Raw genomic sequence first — 24019 nt, forward strand, 5'->3', positions numbered from 1 at the left:
TAAACAAAGAAAATAAAATCTAAGGAATTATTTTAAAAGATAAGATGTTCTTCTGTTAAAGGTGTGGTTTGAGAATTGATTTGGACAGCTTTGATAAGTTTAAAAAGTTCTCTTTTAGTATATTCTGTTTGACGATCAAAAGAGCGCATACTCATATAGCTAGCAAGCACACAAAGGGCTACTAAGGGTAAGAAGACTAGATCCATAAAAAGAGACTGAGGAGCTACAATTGTTAAAACAATAGCTGTCAGAAATAAAATCATCCCAATTATACATTCGATGTAGAATAAAGCCAATGTAATCGGATGAAATCGTTGTTCAATATGGATGATATGGTCATCTTCGGCATTCTTAGTTCCTATTGTAATAAGGTTGAAGCCACTTTTTTTATTAAGATTACTTTCTTGATGTAATACCTTATAAATTTCAAAATGTCCTTCGCCAACATTACTAATAAAGGGACAGTGCCTTTTATCAAATATGCTTTCTGTAGTTTGATTACTGAGAGTATTTTTAACCTCATCAAAGGATAAACAAGAGTATACTGTAAAAGTCCTAGAGGGTATAAATTTCATATAATTACCTCCTTTAAATAATGATTCTTCATAGTGAGATTATAACAGAAGTTAAGTGTGTTTTAGTGTTAAGATGTCATAAAGCTTGTAATAAGGGGTTTGGTACAAACTATCATAAAAGAGTATGCTATTAATATAAGTATAGTGCATAAAATATTGAATATATCTGTAAAAAGCGTAATAATAAAATTAAAGGGAGAGACTATAGGAGGAAAGATATTGAATATTAGTGAAATAGCAAAGATAGCAGGCGTATCTAGTGCAACAGTATCTAGATATTTAAATAATGGGTATGTAAGTGAAGATAAAAAAGAGAAGATAAGAATGATTATAGAGCAAACAGGCTATGTTCCATCTTCTCAAGCTCAAATGTTAAGAACAAGAAAAACTAAGCTAATAGGTGTCATTTTACCTAAGATAAGTTCGGAAACGATTGGAAAGGTTGTTGATGGTATTAGTGAGAAGTTAGCCAGTTCAGGGTATCATATTATCCTTGCTAATACAGATAATAATATAGAACAGGAGTTGGAGTATTTAAATATCTTTAGAAATAATCAAGTAGATGGACTGATTTTTATTGCTACGATTATTAATAATAAACATAAAAAACTATTAAAGGAAATGCCCATACCAGTTGTCATTATCGGTCAAGAGTTAGAAGGATATTGCTGCGTTTATCATGACGATTATAATGCTGCTAAATCTTTGGTTAATGAAATAATTAGGGCGGGGTGCAAAAAGCTTGCTTATATTGGAGCACCCTCAAAGGATAAGGCGGCAGGATTAAGTAGAAAGAAAGCCTTTCTTGAAGCAATCGAGACTAATAGTGAAAAAGTAGAAGCTGTAGCCTTAGAAGAGGGACCATTTTCTATGGAATCAGGATATGAGCTGACGAAGAAGGTATTAGCAGGTCATCCAGAAATAGATGGTATTTTTTGTGCTACAGATACAATTGCAGTAGGTGCCATTGAGGCTATTAAAGAAGAGGGGAAAGCTATTCCGGAAGAAATCTCAATAGTAGGTATGGGAGATACTAAGCTTTCTAAGGTTGTTTCGCCAAAACTTACTACGGTGAAGTACTATTACAGGATCAGTGGAGTCGAAGGAGCAAGTATGCTACTAGATATGATTGAACAAAATCAAACATATAATAAGAAAATTAAATTGGGTTATGAAATAATTGGAAGAGAATCTGTAAAAATATAGTATTGCTAGGCAAAGTGCACAAATAAATAACGAGATTTTGTTTAAATAATTAGTTTATAAATACAGTAAAATACCGTATAATAAAACCAATATATGAAATCGATTTCACATATGCATTAATAATTATACAAGGTGGATTAAAATAATATTAGTTGGGATATTGTTCTGTTTAAAACAATATAATATGAAATCAATTTCACTATGACAGCAGGAGGACAACTATGGATTATAAACAAGCCGCCCTACAAGTTCTAGAAGGAATCGGGGGCAAGGACAATCTCGTATCAGGTGCACATTGCGCTACAAGATTACGTTTGGTATTAGCAGATAATAGTCGTTTGAATAAAAAGGCTATTGAAGAGGTGGATGGTGTAAAAGGTGTTTTTGAAGCACAAGGACAAGTACAAATTATTTTTGGGACAGGAATAGTTAATAAAGTCTTTGATGAGTTTTCAAAAGCGGCAAAAATAGAAACAGCCACAAAGGAAGAAGTGAAACAAGCAGCAACAGCTAAAATTAGTCCATTTAAACGTGCTATTAAAACGCTAGGTGATGTTTTCGTACCTATTATTCCAGCTATTGTAGCTAGTGGGTTGTTAATGGGACTATTAGAAGGTTTAGGTAAGGCATTTCCTGGCTTATCAGCCTCTGATACATTTACATTACTTTCATTGTTTGCTAATGCGGCTTTTGTTTTCCTGCCTATTTTAATTGCAATTAGTACAGCTAAAGTATTTGGTGGAAACTTATTTTTAGGTGCAGTTATTGGGATGATTATGATTCACCCAAACCTTATTAATGCATGGAATGTAGCAGGTATGGAGAGCATACCTCAGTTTTCAGTGTGGTTTGGTTTGTATGATATTGGACAAGTGGGATACCAAGGACATGTTATTCCGATTGTTATCTCTGTATGTTTTATGAGTAAGTTAGAGAAGAAACTGCATCAATTTGTACCAGAGGTAATTGATTTATTTGTAACACCACTTATAACAGTATTAGTAACAGGATATCTTGCTTTAACTGTAATAGGCCCGGTGTTTGCATTTGCTGAGAACTGGGTATTAGTAGGTGTACAGTGGCTTATTGCAATTCCATTTGGTATTGGTTCGCTTTTAATGGGTGGAGCATATGCTACAACAGTAGTATCAGGTGTTCATCACATGTATAATGTTATTGAAGCAGGAATGATTAGTGCAGATGGTATTAATACATGGATGCCAATTGCTTCAGCTGCGAACGTAGCACAAGGAGCAGCAGCACTTGCAGTAGCACTAAAAGTAAGAGATAAAAAAATTAAAGCACTGGCAATTCCAGCATCCTTATCAGCATTTCTAGGTATCACGGAGCCTGCAATCTTTGGGGTTAATATCCGTTATATGAAACCGTTTATTGCTGGTTCGATTGGTGGAGCGTGTGGAGCTTTAGTAGCTTCTATCTTTAATGTGGGAGCAACAGCTTATGGTGTAACAGGTGTATTCGGATTTTTGATAACAACTAATTCAGCTTTTGGCTATTTATTAACTTTAGTTGTATCTGCATCAGTAGCGTTCGTTATTTCTTGGGTGCTAGGAATAGATGAGAATAAATAGACAAAAATAAATAAGTATAGTATAGCTATAGACAGATTTCATTTTTGTTTTAAAAATATATAAGGACTGTCACATATCACATTCGATAGTGTCAGTCCTTTATAGTATGGGAAGGGGATTTAGACGGTGAATTCGACACATAAGGATTTAAAAAAAGTAATTAAGATAATAGAACAATTAGATGGACCTAGAGTAAAAAAAGATAAATGGAGATTAGGATTTCACTTAATGCCTCCAATAGGTTGGTTAAATGATCCTAATGGACTTTGTTATTTTAAGGGAAAGTATCATGTGTTTTTTCAATACTCCCCCTTTGACCCAAAAGGTGGTATTAAAGTCTGGGGACATTATACGAGCCCTAATTTAGTGGACTGGACATATGAGGGAACGCCTTTACTAGCGGACCAAGCAGAAGATTGCCATGGTGTATACTCAGGTAGTACATTTGTTGAAGATGATAAAGCATATATATATTACACAGGGAATGTAAAAAGATTAGGAGACTTCGACTATGACTATATAGGAAGAGAAGCAAATACCATGCTTGTTGAAACACAAGATATGAAATACTTTGAGCCAAAACAATGTATTATGACTAACAAAGATTATACTGAAAAAATGAGTTGCCATGTAAGAGATCCTAAAGTATGGAAAGAAGGAGACACCTACTATATGGTTCAAGGCGCTAGAACTAAAGAAGATAGGGGACAGGTCTTGGTTTTTGAATCAAAGGATAAGAAGAAGTGGAAGCTAATTAATGAGATAACCTCTGAGGAAAGATTCGGTTATATGTGGGAGTGCCCTGACTTATTTAAAGTGGATGGCACTACTATATTAAGTATTTCGCCACAAGGTGTAGAGAAGCAAGGATTTGAGTTTTGGAATGTTTATCAATCAGGTTACTATGTGATAGATGGAGATTTTAGAAGTACGTATAGTTTAAATAATTTTTGTGAGTTAGACAGAGGTTTTGATTTCTATGCACCTCAAACATTTCAAGATGAAAAGGGAAGAAGAATTCTAATTGGTTGGATGGGGTTACCGGATTGTGAACCTGAATATCATAACCCAACAATAGAAAAAGGATGGCAACATTGTTTAACAATACCAAGAGAGCTTCATTTTAAAGGAGGAAAGCTTTTTCAAAATCCTGTTAAGGAAATAGAAAGTTTAAGAAAACAATGTATTATTAATAATATAGAAGGAAAAGAAACATTATCGGCATATAGTTTAAGTGAGGTTATTGTAACGGATATTAATAGTGAAAGTGGTCTTAGCTTAATTATTAATGAAGATGTATCTCTAACTTTTGATGCAGCAGATGAGACCTTTACTTTAGAATTTTTAAATGCAACTGGAGCAGGTAGAACAAAACGTATAGTAAGCCTAAAAGAACTACGAAACTTACGTGTGTTTTGTGATTATTCAGCTCTTGAGATTTTTATAAATGAAGGACAAGAAGTATTTGCCACCAGGTATTACCCGGAACAAAGAAAAAATAGTATAGAGGTAACATGTTGTAAGGCAACTGTGGCAGTATGGGAACTAGGAGAGATGAAATATGATGAAGCGTAAATTAATTGCTATCGGAGAAGCTCTAATTGATTTTATCCCAGGGAAATCGGGAGTAGGAATTAAGAAAGTGGAAAGCTTTGCGCCTAAAGTAGGAGGGGCACCAGCTAATGTATGTGGAGCCTTTTCGAAATTAGGCGGAGACTCTATGATGCTTACAAAGTTAGGAAAAGATGCATTTGGTGATAAAATTATAGAAGAGTTAAGTGGCCATGGCATAGATGTAAGCAATATCTTGCGTACAACAGAAGCTAATACAGCCCTAGCGTTCGTATCTTTAGCAGAAGACGGAAATAGGGAGTTTTCGTTTTATCATAATCCAAGTGCGGACCTACTTTTAAAACCAGAGGAAATAAAAGCAGAATGGTTTAAAGAAAGTTTTGCTCTTCATTTTTGCTCAGTAGATTTAGTCCCTAGTTCAATGAAAGAAGCACACAAAAAAACAATAGATTTGGCTAGTAAATGCGGAGCATTAATAAGTTTTGATCCTAACATACGATTTCCACTATGGGAGAGTAAAGAAGCTCTTAGAGATACGATACTCGAATTTATTCCAAAAGCTAATATTCTAAAGATTTCAGATGAGGAATTAGAATTTATTACAGGTTATAAAACAATAGAGGATGCTAAGGATATTTTATTTGCGGGTGGAGTAAAGCTTGTTTTATTCACTAAAGGTGGAGATGGCGCTGAAGCTTATACATTAACTCAAAAAGTTAATGTACCATCTAATAAAGTAAAAGCAGTAGATACTACCGGTGCTGGTGATGGATTTATTGGAGCCTTTTTGTACAAATTAATGGAATCAGGAATTGATATAAATAATATAAGTGACTTAAGCAGAGACAATTTAATAGAATATCTACGTTTTGCTAATCGTTTTTGCGAGCATAGTGTATTAGTAGAAGGAGCAATAGCTTCTTACCCTGACCACCATCAAATGATGAAATATATGAAGTAGTATATTTAAAGAAAAGTAGAGACAGTGTTTATCTTTTTCTATTTACTTAGGAATAAAGCCCTTAGAAATCAAAATATAAAAAATGCAAAATAAATGAGAGACATCAGAGACAAATTAATATTTGTTAAAGAGGTCTCTCGTTTATTTTACATAAAATAAAAATAACCGTTTATAATAGCAACGGAAGAATTATAAAAGGAAAATTGACGATTAATTTTAAACAGATAGTATTTGGGGCCTGAAATAATTTTGTGTATATAAATAATAGATTTGATATTGAAAATATAATAAAATCTATAAGTGGTTTTACAATACAATTCCAGATAAGGATAGGAGATAGATATGAAGCTATCAAAGAAAATAGGGTTGATTTTAGTAAGTGGTATAATATTAGTAAATTCGTTACAAGCAAGTAATTTAAAGTGTCTAAGCCAAAATAATACGACAATGGTTCCATTTCGTGTAATAGGTGAAGATTTAGGAGCTAAAGTGAGCTTTGAACAGGCAAGCCAAACCATTACTTTATCTTACAGGGATACAAACATTGAATTAAAAGTAGGGAGTAAAAAGGCAACTGTAAACGGAGAAGAAAAAAATTTGCAAGTAGCACCTCAAGTAGTAGATGGAGTTACCTATGTACCTATTCGTTTTGTTGCAGAAGCATTAGGGGCAGAAGTTAATTATAAAAATGGTATTTTGGCCATTAACTTAGAAGGAAATGAAAAAGAGTGGAAACTAGAGACTATAGCAACAGGCATAAACACAAGTAGCGCTACTAATGGAAGTGGTTTTATAAATACAAGCAAGACGTTACTAGGGAAAAATGTTACAATGCTTACCATTAATATGAATGATCCTAAAGTAAAAGTAAAAATTGCCACAGCAGGTAATAAAGTAACAAGGGCAGCTGCCATTAAAGATATGGCAAATGGGGCAAAAGCTAGTATTAATGGCACCTATTTTGCAGCATATAATGGAGATGTACCGTTACCTGATGGAACTTTAGTAAGTAATGGAAGGGTTCTACACATTACTGATATTGGAGCTACTATAGGCTTCACTTCCGATAATAAGGTGTTAATTGATTTTGTTACTACTAGAGTCCAAGGATACATAAATGGGGAAGAAGCATGGACAAGCTATCGCGTAAATCGTCATACTGCGGATTCAAGTACAACAGTAATATATACACCAGAGTATGAAGGTAATATTACCTTACCTAGTGGATGGGCCGCAGTAGTATGTGTAGATGGGAAAGTAGCTAAGATGGTAACCCAAACAAGAACCGTCCCTAACAATGGTTTTATTCTTACTATGACGGAGAAGAGAAGTCAGAAGTTTAATGTAGGAGATAGCGTAGAATATAAAGTAAATTACTTACCTAAAAACACATCTTCAAAGGATTGGAATAATGTAATCTATGCACTAAGTGCAGGACCAAGCTTAATGATTGATGGAAAAATCACAGGAAATCCTTCTGATGAAAATTTTACGGAAGCTAAAATTCTTACTCAAGTAGCTCGTCGAAGTTTTATTGGTACTACAAAAGATAATCAGCTTATAATAGGTACAGTATCAGCAAGTGTAAGTGAACTTAAAAATATAGTTAAAGAAATGGGGCTTGTAAGTGCTATGTGTTTGGATGGAGGTGCTTCTTCAGGGTTATATTATAATGGGAGCTACTTATCTTCACCTGGTCGGAATGTAAATAACTGTATTAATTTCTATTATAACTAAGTGAATGTTTAAGAGAAAGTATCAGTATCAAGAAGTAGATATCATACTACCTCGACGCAAGGTCAAAGTAGAGACTATGACTGAGAGGCATTATTGGTATAGGAGGATAACGTTGTAAATGCGTAACAATATCAGTAGAGGTATTGGAGTAATAAGTAAGGTAACATAAAAAGGAGGTTGTGCTACATAGCACAACCTCCTTTTTATGTTAATGATGATTTAGCTACTGTACTACGTCTAAAGAAGATTATCTAGATAATCTATTTCAAGAAGTAATAGGAAGGAAATTAGTAAATGATAACTAAAAAATAGCCTATTTTATAGTTAAGGAATAGCATTTTAATGAATATAGAGTAAATATAAAAAATTAATTGACAAATTTAAAAAATCATAATATATTATACAGAATAAACATATATGTTTACTTGGAATTAAAGAAATGAAGATTTAGTTAGAGGATTAATTATTATAAAAAGGAGGATAAGAAATGTTCAACGTATTAAGCAAGCATGGAGTAGTGTGGAAAAAGGTAAGTATATTATTAAGTTTATCTTTAACTTTAGGGGGAGTGCTACTAATGTCTGGCTGTGAAAGCGAAGTAGCAAAAGAAAGTAATAAAGATGCTCAAGTGGTAGAGCTTTTGAATGTTTCTTATGACCCTACCAGAGAACTGTATGTACAGGCAAACGAGGGTTTTAGCAAGTATTGGAGGGAAAAGACCGGTCAGGACGTCATAATTAATCAATCACATGGAGGTTCAGGTAAACAGGGGCGTTCGGTTATTGAAGGTTTAGAAGCAGATGTAGTAACCTTAGCGTTAGCTTATGATATAGATGCTATCAGTGATGCAGGGCTTATAGATAGTGAATGGCAAAAAGAGTTCGCAGATAATAGCTCACCATACACATCGACAATTGTATTTCTTGTGAGAAGAGGGAATCCAAAGGGGATTCAAGATTGGGATGATTTAATCAAGGAAGGGGTATCCGTTATTACACCAAATCCCAAGACTTCGGGTGGTGCAAGATGGAACTATTTAGCTGCCTGGGCATATGAGTTAGAACGTTCAGGAGGAGATGAAGAAGCAGCTAAGTCTTTTGTTAAAGAACTCTTTTCACATGTTGAAGTATTAGATTCTGGTGCTAGGGGGGCTACGACTACTTTTGTAGAGAGAGGTATAGGGGATGTTCTTCTTGCATGGGAAAATGAAGCCTTTTTATCTATAAATGAGCTAGGTGAAGATGAATTTGAAATTATTGTCCCTTCAATAAGTATTCTAGCTGAACCACCAGTAGCTATTGTAGATGAAGTAGTAGATAAAAGAGGTACAGGAGAAATTGCTAAGGCTTATTTAGAATATCTTTATACAGAAGAAGGCCAAGAGATTGTGGCTCAAAATTATTATAGGCCTACAAATAAGCAGATAGCAGAGAAATATAAGGAACGTTTTCCAGAGGTAAAAATGGTTACAGTAGATGAAGTATTTGGTGGTTGGCGGAATGCTCAGGAAAAGCATTTTAAAGATGGTGGTGTATTTGATGAGATTTACGAGATACAGCCTTAAAGTAATGAGTGTTAGAAGAGGAGCAAAGAAGAACTTGAGTTGACAGGAAACATGGAGAGGGGAAATTAAATGAAAAAAACAAGGGGAATCATACCCGGTTTTAAGTTAACTATGGGATTTACTTTAGCTTATTTAAGCTTGATTGTACTGATTCCTTTAGCAAGTGTGATACTAAAGAGCATGGGAATAGGGGTAGATAGTTTCTTAGATACAGTACTGAACCCGAGAGCCGTAGCAAGCTATAAAGTAAGCTTTAGTTGTGCTTTAACAGCAGCCTTGGTTAATAGTATATTTGGAATTATACTGGCATGGACATTAGTTAAGTATGATTTCCCTTTTAAAGCTTTTTTAGATGGCTGCATAGATTTACCTTTTGCTTTGCCCACAGCTGTTGCTGGTATTGCGCTGACTACCCTATATTCAGAAAATGGCTGGATAGGTAAATGCTTATATTCTTTAGGTATAAAAAGCTCTTTTTCAACCTTTGGCATTACTGTAGCACTTATATTTACAGGAATGCCCTTTGTGATAAGAACGGTGCAACCTATTTTAGAAAACTTAGACCCTCAGTATGAGGAAGCTGCTACTATGCTAGGGGCGAACGGCTTTACTACCTTTAGGAAGGTTATTTTGCCTGAACTTATGGCGCCACTTCTAACAGGATTCTCCTTAGCTTTTGCAAGAGGGATTGGAGAATATGGCAGTGTAGTATTTATTGCGGGGAATATGCCTATGAAAACAGAAATTGCGCCCTTACTTATTATGGCTAAGCTAGAGCAGTATGACTATGAGGGGGCTACATCTATTGCAGTTGTTATGTTAGGGTTATCTTTCTTAATGTTATTACTTATTAATGTAGTACAACATCACAATAATAAGATGATGAGGGGGTAAGAGCATGAAAAGGAATCAATGTATTTTAATCGGTATAAGTATAAGTTTTTTAGTACTTATGTTAGGTTTTCCTCTTGTACTTATTATAGTTGAAGCATTAAGTAAGGGTTTTGAAGCGTATGCACAGGTAGTTATAGACCCTAGTACAGTAGCAGCTATGAAGCTCACAGTATTAGCAACCTTGATAGCTGTTGGGCTAAACACCCTCTTCGGACTTATGGCTGCATGGGCTATTACTAAATTTAAATTTAAAGGAAAGAATCTACTAGTAAGTCTTATTGATTTACCTTTCGCTATCTCCCCGGTTATTGCAGGTTTAGTTTTTGTATTATCCTTTGGTCGAGGAGGTTTATTTTATTCTTTTTTAGATGCCTATAACCTAAAGATTATTTTTGCTATACCAGGAATTGTATTAGCTACCGTATTTGTTACCTTTCCTTTTGTGGCTAGAGAAATTATTCCCCTTATGGAGTCTCAAGGGAAAGATGAAGAAGAGGCGGCAGCAATGATGGGTGCTGGTGGATTTACTATCTTCACGAAAATTACTTTACCTAATATTAAATGGGGGCTTTTATATGGGATAGTCCTTTGCATGGCAAGAGCTATGGGAGAGTTTGGAGCAGTATCTGTTGTTTCTGGACACATTAGAGGAAAGACCAATACCCTACCTCTACACATTGAGATTTTATACAATGAATATCAATTTGCAGCTGCCTTTGCAGTAGCATCCATATTAGTGATTTTTGCTGTTATCATACTAATATTACGAAATCAAATTGAAAAAAGAAATAAAAAGGAGGGATAGAGGATGCACATAGAAGTAAAGGGGCTAAACAAGTCTTTTGGAAAATTTAATGCTTCTCAAAATGTCAGCTTTGCCATTGAGAAAGGAAAGCTCATTGGGCTTTTAGGGCCAAGTGGGAGTGGAAAGACAACGGTTTTAAGGATGATTGCAGGTCTCGAGGCACCTGATACAGGAGATATTATTATTAATGGCATAAGGGTGAATGATATTCAAGCTGGTAAAAGAGGAATTGGTTTTGTTTTTCAAAACTATGCTTTATTTAGGCATATGAGTGTCTATGAAAATATTGCTTTTGGTTTAAAATTACAAAAACTTTCTTTAGAAGAAATTAGAGAGCGTGTAGGAGAACTTATAGAGTTAATAGGGCTTAATGGGCTAGAGAAAAGATATCCGCATCAACTTTCGGGTGGACAAAGGCAAAGAGTGGCTTTTGCAAGAGCTATTGCACCAAGACCAGAATTACTTCTTTTAGATGAGCCTTTTGCAGCTATTGATGCTAAGGTGAGAAAAGAGCTAAGAAGTTGGTTAAAGGAAATGGTTAGGAAGCTTAGTATTACCAGTGTTTTTGTTACCCATGACCAGGAGGAAGCTGTAGAAATTGCAGATGAAATCATTGTTATGAATAAAGGGCAAGTAGAACAGATGGGAAGTCCTACAGTGATTTATAAGAATCCGAGAACGCCTTTTGTAGCGCAGTTTATTGGAGAATCTACTGTAATAGAAAATTACAGTAGGTTAAAGGGCTTTAATGAAGAAGTGCATGGTACTAAAGCTGTTGTAAGACCCGAGTTTGTGGAGGTATTTAAGGATAATAAGCAAATAGTAGCAGGATCGGCAGCGGAAGATGGCTACGTTAAGGCGATTGCTTTTAGGGGGAATAATCTGGAAATAACCGTTGTAGTGGGGGATTTAGAAATATCAGGTTATCGTTCCCTTGAAGAGGAGCCAGTTCAAATTGGTGAAAGGGTACATCTACTTGTGCATAAACTTTATTTATTTGATGAAGTAGCAACAAAGATTGTAGAAAATAAATTGAAATATGACGAAATGCCTATATTTATCTAAGATGACCAAGGGAGTTGAGTGATAGAAGATGGAATTTAGAAGATTAGAAACGGATGTAGTCATTATAGGTGGAGGAACTGCAGGGTGTTATGCAGCACTTACACTTGGAGAACAAAGCTCTTATAAGATACTTATACTGGAAAAAGCTAATATTGAAAGAAGTGGCTGCTTAGCTGCTGGAGTCAATGCACTAAATGCATATATAACAAAAGGACAAACACCACAAGACTATGTGAACTATGCAACAAAAGATGCAGCCGGTATAGTGAGAGAAGATTTATTATTTTCCATGTCTCAAAGACTAAATAAGGTAACTCGCAAGCTTGAAGCATTAGGTCTAGTTATTTTAAAGGATGAACAGGGGGAATATGTAGCAAGAGGAAATAGGAATATAAAGATAAATGGTGAAAATATAAAAAGCCTATTAGCAGATGCAGTCTACGCTTCAAAAAATGTGCAAGTATTAAATCAAGTGAATGCTATTGATTACAAGGTGGTGGATGGTAAAGTAGCAGGTGCTTATGCTATAGGAGTAGAAGAAGAAATTTTTTACCACATTAAAGCTAAAGTGGTGATTTGTGCAACAGGAGGTGCTTCAGGCATTTATAAACCTAATAACCCGGGGTTTTCAAGACATAAGATGTGGTATAGTCCTTTTAATACAGGAGCAGGTTATGCTATGGGCATTCGTGCTGGAGCAGAAATGACTACTTTCGAGATGCGTTTTATTGCACTACGTTGTAAGGATACAATATCACCTACAGGCACTATTGCGCAGGGACTTGGTGCAAAGCAGATTAATAGTTTAGGTGAGGTTTATGAAATACATTATGGGAATACTACGTCAGAAAGGGTATATGGGACTGTTAAGGAAAATGAGGCAGGAAGAGGGCCTTGCTATTTAAAGACAGAAGGTATTAGTGAGGGAGAAGAGCAAGAATTACTTAAAGCCTATCTTAATATGTCTCCTGCACAAACCTTAAAATGGATAGAAGGTGGCAAAGGACCTAGCAGGGAGAATGTAGAGATTGAAGGAACAGAACCTTATATTGTAGGTGGCCATACTGCAAGTGGATATTGGGTAGCAGAAGACAGGAGTACAACTTTATCAGGACTTTTTGCTGCGGGGGATGTAGCAGGTGGTTGCCCGCAAAAGTATGTGACGGGGGCACTTGCTGAAGGAGAAATAGCAGCTGAAGCTGCTATAGCATATATTGAGCGAGAGTATATGGAACAAGAGGGCGAAGAAAAAATGAATAATAGAAAAGAACCTCAAAGTGGAACTACACAAGATAATGATACTTTAAATGAAATAGATGAGGCGCTTCTAAAATATGAAGAGGTAAAAGGTTACATAGGTGAAAAAACTACCTTATATAAGGTAGAAGAGGTAGAAGAAGCTATGCAAAAAGTAATGGATACCTATGCAGGAGGCATTTCAGTAGGTTATCGTTACAATGAAAAACAGCTACTTAAGGCAAGAGATAAAATAAATGCTCTAGTAGAATTAAGCCGTACACTAAAGGTTAAGGACATGTATGAACTCATGAAGCTTTATGAGCTAATAGACAGACTTCAGGTGGCCCAGGTACTCATTGAGCATTTAAGAGTAAGAAAAGAAACAAGGTGGCATAGCTTTGCTGAGCATACAGATTACCCTGAGCAAGATGATAAATGGCTTAAATATGTGAACTCTAAAAAGGTAAATGGAAACATAGAGATAATACTAAGGGATTTAGTAAGGAGGAGTGAGCATTATGAGCATACAAATTAATGCAGATAAATGTACTAATTGTGGCATGTGCAGAAAGGTTTGTCCTGGAAATCTCCTAACAGAGAATGATAGGCATCAAACAATTATGAGATGCCCGGAAGATTGTTGGGGTTGTACTTCTTGTGTAAAGGCATGTAATTTCCAAGCAATTTCTTATTTTTTGGGAGCAGATATAGGAGGCTTAGGAAGTACTTTACAAACAAAAGAAGAAGGCGATTTACTCCATTGGATTATGAAGCATACAGATGAATCAGAACAAGTGATTACTATAAACAAAAAACAGGCAAATACCTATTAAGAGGGGGTTAAAAGATGGATCATTTAGATAGATTAGAAGCGCAGAGTATTTTTATTTTAAGAGAAGCATATAAAAAACTAGGTAAGTTAGGTATGCTTTGGTCAATAGGAAAAGACTCAACGGTATTACTTTGGTTAGCTAAAAAGGCTTTCTATGGTCACTGCCCATTTCCTTTTATTCATGTAGATACTACTTATAAGATTCCGGAAATGATAGCATATCGTGACCGTGTTGCAAAGGAAATGAATTTAGATTTAATCGTCCATACCAATAAAGCTGCTATAGAAGCGGGGATGGGACCAGATAAGGGAAGATTAGTATGTTGCAAGGCACTTAAAACAGAAGGCTTACAGCAGGTGGTGCATGTATATGGTTTTGAAGGATTAATAGTAGGTGTGAGACGTGATGAAGAAGGTTCAAGGTCAAAGGAACGTGTCTTTAGTGAAAGAAATAAAAATGATGAATGGGATTATACAAATCAACCTCCAGAATTATGGGACCAGTTCAAAACAGATTTCCCAAAAGGTAATCATATTCGTGTTCACCCCCTTCTGCACTGGAATGAGATTGATATATGGGAATATATCAAAAGAGAAAATATGCCTATTATAGATTTATATTTTGCTAAGAATGGTAAACGTTATCGTAGTTTAGGGTGTGCGCCTTGTACAGCACAAGTTGAATCAAGTGCTACCAACCTTGATGAAATCATAGAGGAGCTAAAAAATACTACCGTTAGTGAAAGAGCAGGTAGAGCTCAAGACCAAGAAGATTCTTATGCAATGCAGAAGCTTCGCAAGGATGGTTATATGTAGATAGGGTTTGATATCACGAGATAAGATACTGATATGTAGATAAAAGTTCCTAAGATATATGAAAGAGTGAAATGATGGAGGGGAATATATGAGTCAGATACCAAATAAAGAGGTACTTAAAATAGTTGTAGTAGGTCATGTGGATCATGGTAAGTCTACAGTAATTGGGAAACTGCTATATGATACAAAATCACTGCCTGAAGGGGCGGTTGAGAAAGTTAGAAAAATAGCTAAAGAAACTGGAAAGCCTTTTGAATATGCCTATTTACTAGATGCTTTTGAAGAGGAACAAAAGCAAGGAATAACCATTGATACCACACAAATACAGTTTCAAACAACTAAGAGGGATTATGTCATTATTGATGCACCAGGACATAAGGAGTTTCTAAAAAATATGATTTCAGGAGCTGCTAGTGCAGAAGCCGCACTTTTAGTAATAGATGCCAAAGAAGGTGTACAGGAGCAATCAAGACGACATGCTTATATGCTATCCTTGTTAGGCATAAAGAAGGTTTATGTCATTGTTAACAAAATGGATTTAGTAGATTATAAAGAAGAGGTATTTAATGTAATCCGTCAGGAAATGAGTACATTTTTAGGAGTTTTAGGTGTATATCCTTTAAAATATATTCCAATCTCAGCTTTTTATGGAGAAAATATCACTAGTCAATCAGATAAGATGCCTTGGTATAAAGGCACGCCTATTATAGAAGGCATTGATGTAATAGAAAGAGATAAAGGGATAGAAGATAAGCCACTTAGACTACCTATTCAAGATGTATATAAATTCGATGATAGACGAATCATTGCGGGGCGTATTGAAAGTGGTCAGTTAAAAGTAGGAGATAAGATTACTATTTATCCAGAGGGTAAAACAACACATATTAAAAGTATTGCATATTGGGCAGAGAGAGATCAAAAGGAACAAGGTTTTGCCGGTGAGTCTATTGGTATTATTGTTGAAGATGAATTCTTTAATAAAAGAGGAGAAATTATTACTCATGAAACAAATCCTCCTTTAGTAGCTGAAAGCTTCCGTGCAAGCATTTTTTGGATGGGAAAGGAACCACTTACTATAGGCAAAAAATATAAGATTAAATTAGCTACGGAAGAGATAGAAGGAGAAGTAAGTAGTATTATCAAAGTAATCGATGCCACTAGCTTAGATAGTAATGTGACGCATCAACAAGTAGAGTTAAATGGGGTAGCAGAAGTTATTATAAATACTAAAGAACCTGTAGTATTTGATGTTTTTAGGGAGAGTCCTGTAACAGGACGTTTTGTTATGGTGGATGGCTATGATGTAGCCGGCGGTGGTATCATCACCCAAAAAGAGGGCGAAACAGTTTCGTTTAGTATTTTTAGGGGGAATGGCTTAGAGGCTAGGACTGATATATTTGATGAATTTTACTATAGCATAGAGGACTATAACATAAAAAAGGCTACAAGTTATGGGCAGGTATATGAGATAGGGGATAGTATTCCTTTACAAAGTAAAAGCTTCAAGTATCCATCTTATTTTGATATATTAGTATTAAGAGATCATGTGGCTATAAGTATTAAAGAAGGAAAAGTAGTAGACATAGTATCTCTTCAAAACTATACTTATTCCGGCTATCCTGTAGTAAATGGTAGGGGCTTTGAGGTAAATGTACATTCAAATGAAGAATTGGCCCACTTTATAGGAACTTATAGTAAGGTACAAAATAAAGAAGCCGATGAAGAAGAAAGGCTTTCAGAGCAATGGCTGACTATAGAAACTTACAGAAGATTAGCGTGGGGAAGATAAGCTGTAGAAAAGATGACAAAATGGGGGCAAAAATAGTGAAACATTCAGAGATAGAAGCAGTTATCCAAAGTGTACAAAACTATAAAGAAAAGGTGAAAGAGGTATTAAATAAGAAAGAAGAGTTAAAGAATATTAAACCTCTCCTCGGTGGGATGGGTGTTTACGAACAACGTGAAAAAGGGACTTTTATGTTAAGAGTACGTATCCCAGCAGGTGTATGTGAAGTAAAATGGCTAAGAAGTATATATGAAATTGGTAAAGAAGTAGGTGTGAGACGTTTTCACCTTACCTCTAGACAAGATATTCAATATCATGGGCTTACCCTAGCGCAAACCATTGAAGTAAAGGAAGCATTACTGAAAGAAGGTTTAGTAACTAAAGGTGGAGGGGGCAATAGCCCTAGAAATATTGCTTGTTCACCACTTTCAGGAGTAGACTCTAAGGATATATTTGATGTCACCCCTTATGCACTAGCTAGTTGTGACTTTATCATGAAGATTATAGACTCTTTTCACTTACCTCGTAAGTTTAAAATTGCATTTGCAAGTAGTAAGGAGGATACCTCAAATACTACCGTGACTGACCTTGGATTTATGGCGATGGAAGAAGATGGACACAAGTATTTTAAGGTTTTTGTAGGTGGGGGACTTGGTAGAAATCCTAAACCAGGTATTGTGTTTGAAGAGAAGCTTGAGTTACAAGAAATACTTTATGTCATACAAGGACTTAAAGAGCTCTTTGAAGATTATGGGGATTATGAAAATCGTAATAAAGCAAGAATCCGATATATCGTAGAACGCTTAGGTGAAGAAGCATTTAAGGCTAAATTACATGATTATATTGATAAAGTAAAAGCCAGAGGGATAAATGAGCCAATTATTAATGAAATAACCTATAATAAAAAGGGGGCTCATCTAAGCATAAATAATGAAAGGCTCGTAAGCCAAAAGCAAGAAGGACTTTATGGTGTCTATGTACATCCCTTTGGTGGCTATTTAAGTGTAGAAGAATTAGGCAGAATAGTAGAAATGGCAGAAGCTGTGGAGGATGTGAAAATACGTCTGACAATGGATCAAGGATTTTATATGCTTAACTTGAATGGTGAAGAAGCAGAAAGGATATTGGCTAAAACTGAGACGTTAGGCTTAACAGATATTATGAGTAAGTTAGTAGCTTGTACAGGAGCCAATACCTGTCAGATTGGATTAGCTGCGTCAGAGGAGCTTGCAGGATCTATAAAGAAGAGGTTTGACAAGGTACCTAAAGAGGTGCAAGTTTGGCTACCAGCTATACATATTTCGGGTTGTCAAAGCTCTTGTAGTGCCCATCAAATTGCAGTACTAGGTTTCTGCGGTAGCAAAAAACGTATTAATGATGAAATAAAAACAGTATTTACACTTTCCATTAACGGTAGCAAAGGTCAAGCCGGTGCGAAGCTAGGTGAAGTAGTAGGAGATTTGTTAATGGAAGATATACCGGAATTTCTTGAGAAGTTAGCTATAGGATTAAAGAAGGGCGAGATAGAACTAGAAAAAGAAGTATTGAAGAAACAGTTTGGACCTAAAATAATGTAGATGATGGATGCTTGATTTAAAGTTCATTTAAATAATAGAAAGACTCTAATTAAGTAAAAAACAAAGATATGAGTTCTTGTTGAATATCATATCCTTGTTTTACTTTTTTATTTCTTCTATAATTCTTGGCTTTATAAAGGGTGAATCAACATATCTATAAAAAACTTATAAAAAATCGTTGACTTATGTAAGTAAATAGTGTACTATAATAAAAGTCGCCAGGAACAAATGGCGACCAAATAAAAGAAATACATGAATATCAAAGATGTGAAATGTATGAATTTTAATCGTACTTTGAAAAACAAATACTACAACAATTATAGATTTGTAAGTTATAGCAATATAACTTGCGCCTAACGATAAATGTACACGCATTGTATAATGCAAAAATGTTTGTCGGGGTGTAAAATCTACAATTTAACCGATATAGTCAGAAATGACTTAAAACATTCTTTGTTTTTATCAGAAATGATAATTAACAAGGCACCAATCATGTGAAAACATGATTAGACCGCTCAATAATGAGCAATAGGTCAAGCTACTAAGAGCGTAGAGTGGATGCCTTGGCACCGAGAGCCGATGAAGGACGTGATAAGCTGCGAAAAGCTACGGGGAGTTGCAAATAAACCTTGATCCGTAGATATCCGAATGGGGAAACCTGGCAGAGCAAACCTCTGTCATCCTATAGCCAATCCATAACTATAGGAAGGGAACGAAGGGAACTGAAACATCTAAGTACCTTCAGGAGGAGAAAGAAACATCGATTTCCTAAGTAGCGGCGAGCGAAAGGGAAACAGGCCAAACCAGATTACTTGTAATCTGGGGTTGAGGACTGCGTCATGGCAAGACTGCGGATAGCTGAAGAGTCTGGAAAGTCTCATCAAAGAGGGTGATAATCCCGTAAGCGAAATCCAAGTGAAGCCTAGCAGTATCCAGAGTACCACGAGACACGAGAAACCTTGTGGGAAGCCGGGGGGACCACCCCCCAAGCCTAAATACTCCTCGGTGACCGATAGCGCATAGTACTGTGAAGGAAAGGTGAAAAGAACCCCGGGAGGGGAGTGAAAGAGAACCTGAAACTCTATGTTTACAAGCAGTGGAAGCGCCATATGATGCGCAACCGCGTACTTTTTGTAGAACGGTCCGGCGAGTTACTAGCTGTGGCAAGGTTAAGTACCAGGAGGTACGAAGCCGAAGGGAAACCAAGTCTGAATAGGGCGCCAAAATAGTCATTGTTAGTAGACCCGAAACCGGGTGACCTACCCATGTGCAGGATGAAGTTACCGTAAAAGGTAATGGAGGTCCGAACTCACATCTGTTGAAAAAGGTGGAGATGACGTGTGGGTAGCGGAGAAATTCCAATCGAACCCGGAGATAGCTGGTTCTCCTCGAAATAGCTTTAGGGCTAGCGTTGATAGGAGTCTAATGGAGGTAAAGCACTGAATTGCCTAGGGGGCCCACAAGCTTACCGAAGCATATCAAACTAAGAATGCCATCAAGATACCGTCAGCAGTCAGACTACGAGTGATAAGACACGTGGTCAAAAGGAAAACAGTCCAGACCATCAGCTAAGGTCCCCAAGTGTGTGTTAAGTGGAAAAGGATGTGAGATTTCGAAGACAACTAGGATGTTGGCTTAGAAGCAGCCACTCATTCAAAGAGTGCGTAATAGCTCACTAGTCGAGAGATCTTGCGCCGAAAATGTCCGGGGCTAAAACACACCACCGAAGCTATGGAATTCACAATAGTGGATTGGTAGAGGAGCGTTGTAACGACGCAGAAGCAGTACCGTAAGGAGCTGTGGAGTAATTACAAGTGAGAATGCCGGAATGAGTAGCGAGATACAAGTGAGAATCTTGTAGGCCGAATATCCAAGGTTTCCAGAGTAAAGCTGATCTGCTCTGGGTAAGTCGGGACCTAAGGCGAGGACGAAAGTCGTAGTCGATGGACAACTGGTTCATATTCCAGTACTACCTATTATCAGAACTGCAGGGACGCAGGAGGATAAGCAAACCCAGGAATGGTATCCTGGGCCAAGCACAAAGTCGCACCTAACAGGCAAATCCGTTAGGCGAGGATGAAGTGTGATGGGGATCGAAATAAAAGTAGAGAAGTTGCTGAATCCACACTGCCGAGAAAAGCTGCTATTGCGTGATAGGTACCCGTACCGTAAACCGACACAGGTGGATGAGGAGAGAATCCTAAGGCCGACGGGAGAAGCGTTGTTAAGGAACTCGGCAAAATGACCCCGTAACTTAGGGAGAAGGGGTGCCTACTTAGGTAGGCCGCAGAGAATAGGCCCAAGCAACTGTTTAACAAAAACACAGGTCTTTGCTAAACCGAAAGGTGATGTATAAGGGCTGACGCCTGCCCGGTGCTGGAAGGTTAAGGGGAGAGGTTAGTCTAAGGACGAAGCTTTGAACTTAAGCCCCAGTAAACGGCGGCCGTAACTATAACGGTCCTAAGGTAGCGAAATTCCTTGTCAGGTAAGTTCTGACCCGCACGAAAGGCGTAATGATTTGGGCACTGTCTCGACAGCGCACCCGGTGAAATTGTAGTACCAGTGAAGATGCTGGTTACCCGCGACAGGACGGAAAGACCCCGTGGAGCTTTACTGTAGCTTGATACTGAGGTTGGGTATTACATGTACAGGATAGGAGGGAGACTGAGAAATCTGGACGCCAGTCTAGGTGGAGTCGCCGGTGGGATACCTCTCTTGTAATACTTAACTTCTAACCATGGCCCGTTACCCGGGTCTGGGACAATGTCAGGTGGACAGTTTGACTGGGGCGGTCGCCTCCTAAAGAGTAACGGAGGCGCTCAAAGGTAACCTCAGAATGGTCGGAAACCATTCGAAGAGTGCAAAGGCATAAGGTTGCTTGACTGCGACACCGACGGGTGGAGCAGGTACGAAAGTAGGACTTAGTGATCCGGTGGTATGAAAGTGGGATTGCCATCGCTCAACGGATAAAAGCTACCCCGGGGATAACAGGCTTATCTCCCCCAAGAGTTCACATCGACGGGGAGGTTTGGCACCTCGATGTCGGCTCATCGCATCCTGGAGCTGAAGCAGGTTCCAAGGGTTGGGCTGTTCGCCCATTAAAGCGGTACGCGAGCTGGGTTCAGAACGTCGTGAGACAGTTCGGTCCCTATCCGTCGTGGGCGCAGGAAATTTGAGTGGAGCTGTCCTTAGTACGAGAGGACCGGGATGGACGGACCACTGGTGCATCTGTTGTCTTACCAAAGGCATAGCAGAGTAGCCAAGTCTGGATCTGATAAACGCTGAAGGCATCTAAGCGTGAAGCAGACCACAAGATAAGATTTCCCATCCGAAAGGAGTAAGACCCCTTAGAGACTATGAGGTAGATAGGTTGGAGCTGTAAGCATGGTAACATGTTCAGGTGACCAATACTAACGGTTCGAGGGTTTGACCTAGATAATGAAGGTTGAATAGTTGTAGTATTTGTTTTTGAAGGTATGAGAAGAGAGCACCCGAGAGGGTGTTTTTTTGTTACATAAAATATCTTCTATAAAGTGATCAATTTCGTTCCATAACTAATCGCTGTTTTATAGAGGCCGTTAAATTTAATGTTGAAAAACAGGTATTTTATTGCTTGATTGATACTAAAATAGTAAAATCATATCATACCAAATAGCACCACCATGAATTGACTCAGAAATACCATGGTTAACATAGCCAAACTGATTATAAAAGGGAATAAGATTTTCTTTACAAGTTAAAATAACACCTTTTCTTTTGGTAGATTTAGCATAATCAATCATATGATTCATAAGCTTAATAGCGATACCTTGATGACGATAATCGGGCATAATATCTAGTCCAAAGATTGTTTGATAGGTGCCTGAAGGTTTGTGTAAGTCTGCTTGTTTGAAAAGAATATCACTAATAGTAGGCTCATCAATAACGGCACCATTTATAAAACCTATGATTTGATTATAGTGTTCTGCTACAAAAAAACTTTCTTTAAAAGTAAGAAGACGTTGTTGGAACTGAGTTTTATTAGCAGCTTCGGTTTGAGGAAAACATGTACTTTCAACAAAAGTAATACGGTCTAAATCATCTAATTGGGCTTGTCTTATAATGATATTCATATCTATCTCCTAATATATTTTTGTTCTAGTATAGCATATATGAGTAGAGTGATGAATATGGATAATCAATAAGTTGGTAGTGAATGGTTAGCAAGCTAAGGAAATGAGAGATAAAGAATATCTAGCTCTAGATACTAGACTATAGTTTAGCCAGGGAGGATATGAAAAATATATTGACATACGTAAGTAAATACGATATAGTATATATGCGTTAAACAACAAAATATTTCTGGTGATAATGCGCTTAGGGGAAACACCCGTTTCCATTCCGAACACGTAGGTTAAGATCTAAGCGGCTGATGGTACTTGTTGGGTGACTGACTGGGAGAGTAAGTGGTTGCCAGATTTACGCGCGAGTGGCTCAGTTGGTAGAGCATCTCCTTGCCAAGGAGAGGGTCGCGGGTTCGAGTCCCGTCTCGCGCTTAAAAAAGGAGCTAACTGTATAGTTAGCTCCTTTTTATCTATAAACTATTAACACATAAATAAAAGATTGGTATAATAAAAAATAGTTATTCAATTGAGTCCTCATAGATAATAATAGATATCTATTATTATCTATGAAATACTATAGCGATATTTATTAAAAGAGCAGTTCTGATTATTTTTGCCAAAGAGATGAATAAATATAGTGATAGATAAGGAATAGAAAAATTAAGCTGTATTATAAATAGTAGTTATATCATTTATGGGGGAATATTATGGTAATAGAAACTAATATGTATAATCAATTTCTTGAAGTAAACAGCACTAAAAAAAATGAATTCTTAGTTGAAGTAAGTGAAATTGTAAATAGAAATATGAATATAGAAATAGCATGGGAAAAGCCATATAAAACTACTTATAGTAAGACATCAGAAAATATAGAGATGGAAACTACAAGTAGTATTAATGAGACATATTCTAATTACGGAATTCCTTTAGAGATGGCACTTAATATACAGAAAGCTTCTAATCCAATGGTATCTAAGAATGGGAAGTGGGTGTCTGCATCGCTTAACGATATTAAATCGTATTGCATTCCAAATCGCTATAATATTAATAACTATAAGTATCAGTTCCTAGATTTATCAGAGCCGGCAGGTATTTCGGTTGATATTATGAAGAAGTATTTAGAAGGTAAGGGAACTTTAAGTGGAAAAGAAAACGTTTTTATTCAAGCTGCAGAGGATTATCATCTAAATGAAATATATTTAGTGGCTCACTCATTATTAGAAACAGGTAATGGAACTAGTGCATTAGCTCAAGGTGTTATGTATAAAGGGGCAAAAGTGTATAATATGTATGGGATAAAAGCGATAGATAGTAATCCTTTGGGAGAAGGAGCTGCATTTGCTTATAAAATGGGTTGGACTACTCCTGACAAGGCTATAGAGGGTGGGGCTAAGTACATATCAGAGCAATATGTTAATCACGATATTTATGCTCAAGATACATTATATGAGATGCGATGGAATCCTGCCAGTCCAGGAACACATCAATATGCCACAGATGTAGCATGGGCAATTAAACAAGCGAAACGAATTGAAGAAATTTATGAGGAATTTGAAGATGCAAATAAGACTTTTGATATTCCAGTTTATAGATAGAAGTAAAATATATTGGTTCGATGAATAAAAGCATAATACTATAGTCATAATAAAAAGTATAAAAAAATCTAGAATCCTATTGACTTATGCAAGGTAATGA

The 24019-nt window shown here is 36.7% G+C and carries 17 protein-coding genes, 1 tRNA gene and 2 rRNA genes; 18 read left to right on the forward strand and 2 right to left on the reverse strand.

The window, feature by feature from the left end; genetic code table 11:
* Window positions 1–32 precede the first annotated feature (32 nt).
* Window positions 33–575: a hypothetical protein gene (locus EKH84_RS03110; RefSeq protein WP_127065112.1), complete on the reverse strand. Its 543-nt coding sequence runs from the start codon at window positions 573–575 to the stop codon at window positions 33–35.
* 219 nt (window positions 576–794) lie between these two features.
* Here EKH84_RS03110 and EKH84_RS03115 point away from each other — a divergent pair, with 219 nt between their 5' ends.
* From EKH84_RS03115 to EKH84_RS03185, 15 genes are all read left to right on the forward strand, one after another.
* Window positions 795–1781 carry a LacI family DNA-binding transcriptional regulator gene (locus tag EKH84_RS03115; protein WP_127065113.1) on the forward strand — a complete coding sequence of 329 codons (987 nt, stop codon included), beginning with the start codon at window positions 795–797 and terminating at the stop codon, window positions 1779–1781.
* Between the two features lie 221 nt (window positions 1782–2002).
* Window positions 2003–3373, forward strand: coding sequence for a PTS transporter subunit EIIC (locus EKH84_RS03120; RefSeq protein ID WP_127065114.1), 1371 nt, complete (start codon window positions 2003–2005; stop codon window positions 3371–3373).
* 126 nt (window positions 3374–3499) lie between these two features.
* The gene (locus EKH84_RS03125) at window positions 3500–4948 is read left to right on the forward strand and encodes a glycoside hydrolase family 32 protein (RefSeq protein ID WP_127065115.1); all 1449 of its coding nucleotides are present in this window, start codon (window positions 3500–3502) and stop codon (window positions 4946–4948) included.
* Window positions 4935–5906 (forward strand): carbohydrate kinase family protein, encoded by a 972-nt coding sequence (locus EKH84_RS03130; RefSeq protein WP_190283468.1) that lies wholly within the window; start codon window positions 4935–4937, stop codon window positions 5904–5906. The genes EKH84_RS03125 and EKH84_RS03130 overlap by 14 nt, the downstream gene beginning before the upstream one ends.
* 342 nt (window positions 5907–6248) lie before the next feature.
* On the forward strand, window positions 6249–7643 hold the full coding sequence (locus EKH84_RS03135) for a stalk domain-containing protein (protein ID WP_127065116.1): 1395 nt from the start codon (window positions 6249–6251) through the stop codon (window positions 7641–7643).
* Between the two features lie 487 nt (window positions 7644–8130).
* Window positions 8131–9207, forward strand: coding sequence for a sulfate ABC transporter substrate-binding protein (locus EKH84_RS03140; RefSeq protein ID WP_127065117.1), 1077 nt, complete (start codon window positions 8131–8133; stop codon window positions 9205–9207).
* A 69-nt stretch (window positions 9208–9276) separates the two neighbouring features.
* The gene (gene cysT / locus EKH84_RS03145; protein WP_127065118.1) at window positions 9277–10101 is read left to right on the forward strand and encodes a sulfate ABC transporter permease subunit CysT; all 825 of its coding nucleotides are present in this window, start codon (window positions 9277–9279) and stop codon (window positions 10099–10101) included.
* A 4-nt stretch (window positions 10102–10105) separates the two neighbouring features.
* The gene (gene cysW, locus EKH84_RS03150) at window positions 10106–10906 is read left to right on the forward strand and encodes a sulfate ABC transporter permease subunit CysW (RefSeq protein WP_127065119.1); all 801 of its coding nucleotides are present in this window, start codon (window positions 10106–10108) and stop codon (window positions 10904–10906) included.
* 3 nt (window positions 10907–10909) lie between these two features.
* Window positions 10910–11971: a sulfate/molybdate ABC transporter ATP-binding protein gene (locus EKH84_RS03155; RefSeq protein WP_127065120.1), complete on the forward strand. Its 1062-nt coding sequence runs from the start codon at window positions 10910–10912 to the stop codon at window positions 11969–11971.
* A 28-nt stretch (window positions 11972–11999) separates the two neighbouring features.
* Complete coding sequence (locus tag EKH84_RS03160; RefSeq protein ID WP_127065121.1) at window positions 12000–13745, forward strand: adenylyl-sulfate reductase subunit alpha; 1746 nt, start codon at window positions 12000–12002, stop codon at window positions 13743–13745.
* On the forward strand, window positions 13729–14043 hold the full coding sequence (locus EKH84_RS03165; protein WP_127065122.1) for an indolepyruvate ferredoxin oxidoreductase subunit alpha: 315 nt from the start codon (window positions 13729–13731) through the stop codon (window positions 14041–14043). Before EKH84_RS03160 ends, EKH84_RS03165 begins: the two co-directional genes overlap by 17 nt.
* 14 nt (window positions 14044–14057) lie before the next feature.
* Window positions 14058–14858 (forward strand): sulfate adenylyltransferase subunit CysD, encoded by an 801-nt coding sequence (gene cysD / locus EKH84_RS03170; protein WP_127065123.1) that lies wholly within the window; start codon window positions 14058–14060, stop codon window positions 14856–14858.
* Window positions 14859–14946: 88 nt separating this feature from the next.
* A complete protein-coding gene (locus tag EKH84_RS03175; protein ID WP_127065124.1) occupies window positions 14947–16647 on the forward strand; it encodes a sulfate adenylyltransferase subunit 1 in 1701 nt (566 codons plus the stop codon).
* 35 nt (window positions 16648–16682) lie between these two features.
* A complete protein-coding gene (locus EKH84_RS03180) occupies window positions 16683–18221 on the forward strand; it encodes a nitrite/sulfite reductase (protein WP_190283469.1) in 1539 nt (512 codons plus the stop codon).
* A 531-nt stretch (window positions 18222–18752) separates the two neighbouring features.
* A 23S ribosomal RNA gene (locus tag EKH84_RS03185) occupies window positions 18753–21655 on the forward strand.
* Between the two features lie 189 nt (window positions 21656–21844).
* Here the strand turns inward: EKH84_RS03185 and EKH84_RS03190 are convergent.
* Window positions 21845–22333, reverse strand: a complete 489-nt coding sequence (locus EKH84_RS03190; RefSeq protein WP_013655118.1) for a GNAT family N-acetyltransferase — start codon at window positions 22331–22333, stop codon at window positions 21845–21847.
* 228 nt (window positions 22334–22561) lie between these two features.
* Between EKH84_RS03190 and rrf the strand changes: the two genes are divergently transcribed.
* The 3 genes from rrf (at window position 22562) to EKH84_RS03205 (ending at window position 23919) form a co-directional block, all read left to right on the forward strand.
* Window positions 22562–22679, forward strand: a 5S ribosomal RNA gene (gene rrf / locus EKH84_RS03195).
* Between the two features lie 4 nt (window positions 22680–22683).
* Window positions 22684–22756, forward strand: a tRNA-Gly gene (locus tag EKH84_RS03200).
* Between the two features lie 275 nt (window positions 22757–23031).
* Window positions 23032–23919, forward strand: a complete 888-nt coding sequence (locus EKH84_RS03205; RefSeq protein ID WP_127065126.1) for an N-acetylglucosaminidase — start codon at window positions 23032–23034, stop codon at window positions 23917–23919.
* Window positions 23920–24019 lie beyond the last annotated feature (100 nt).

Origin of the sequence: Cellulosilyticum sp. WCF-2 (genome assembly GCF_003990395.1) — a bacterium.
Lineage (GTDB): Bacteria > Bacillota > Clostridia > Lachnospirales > Cellulosilyticaceae > Cellulosilyticum > Cellulosilyticum lentocellum.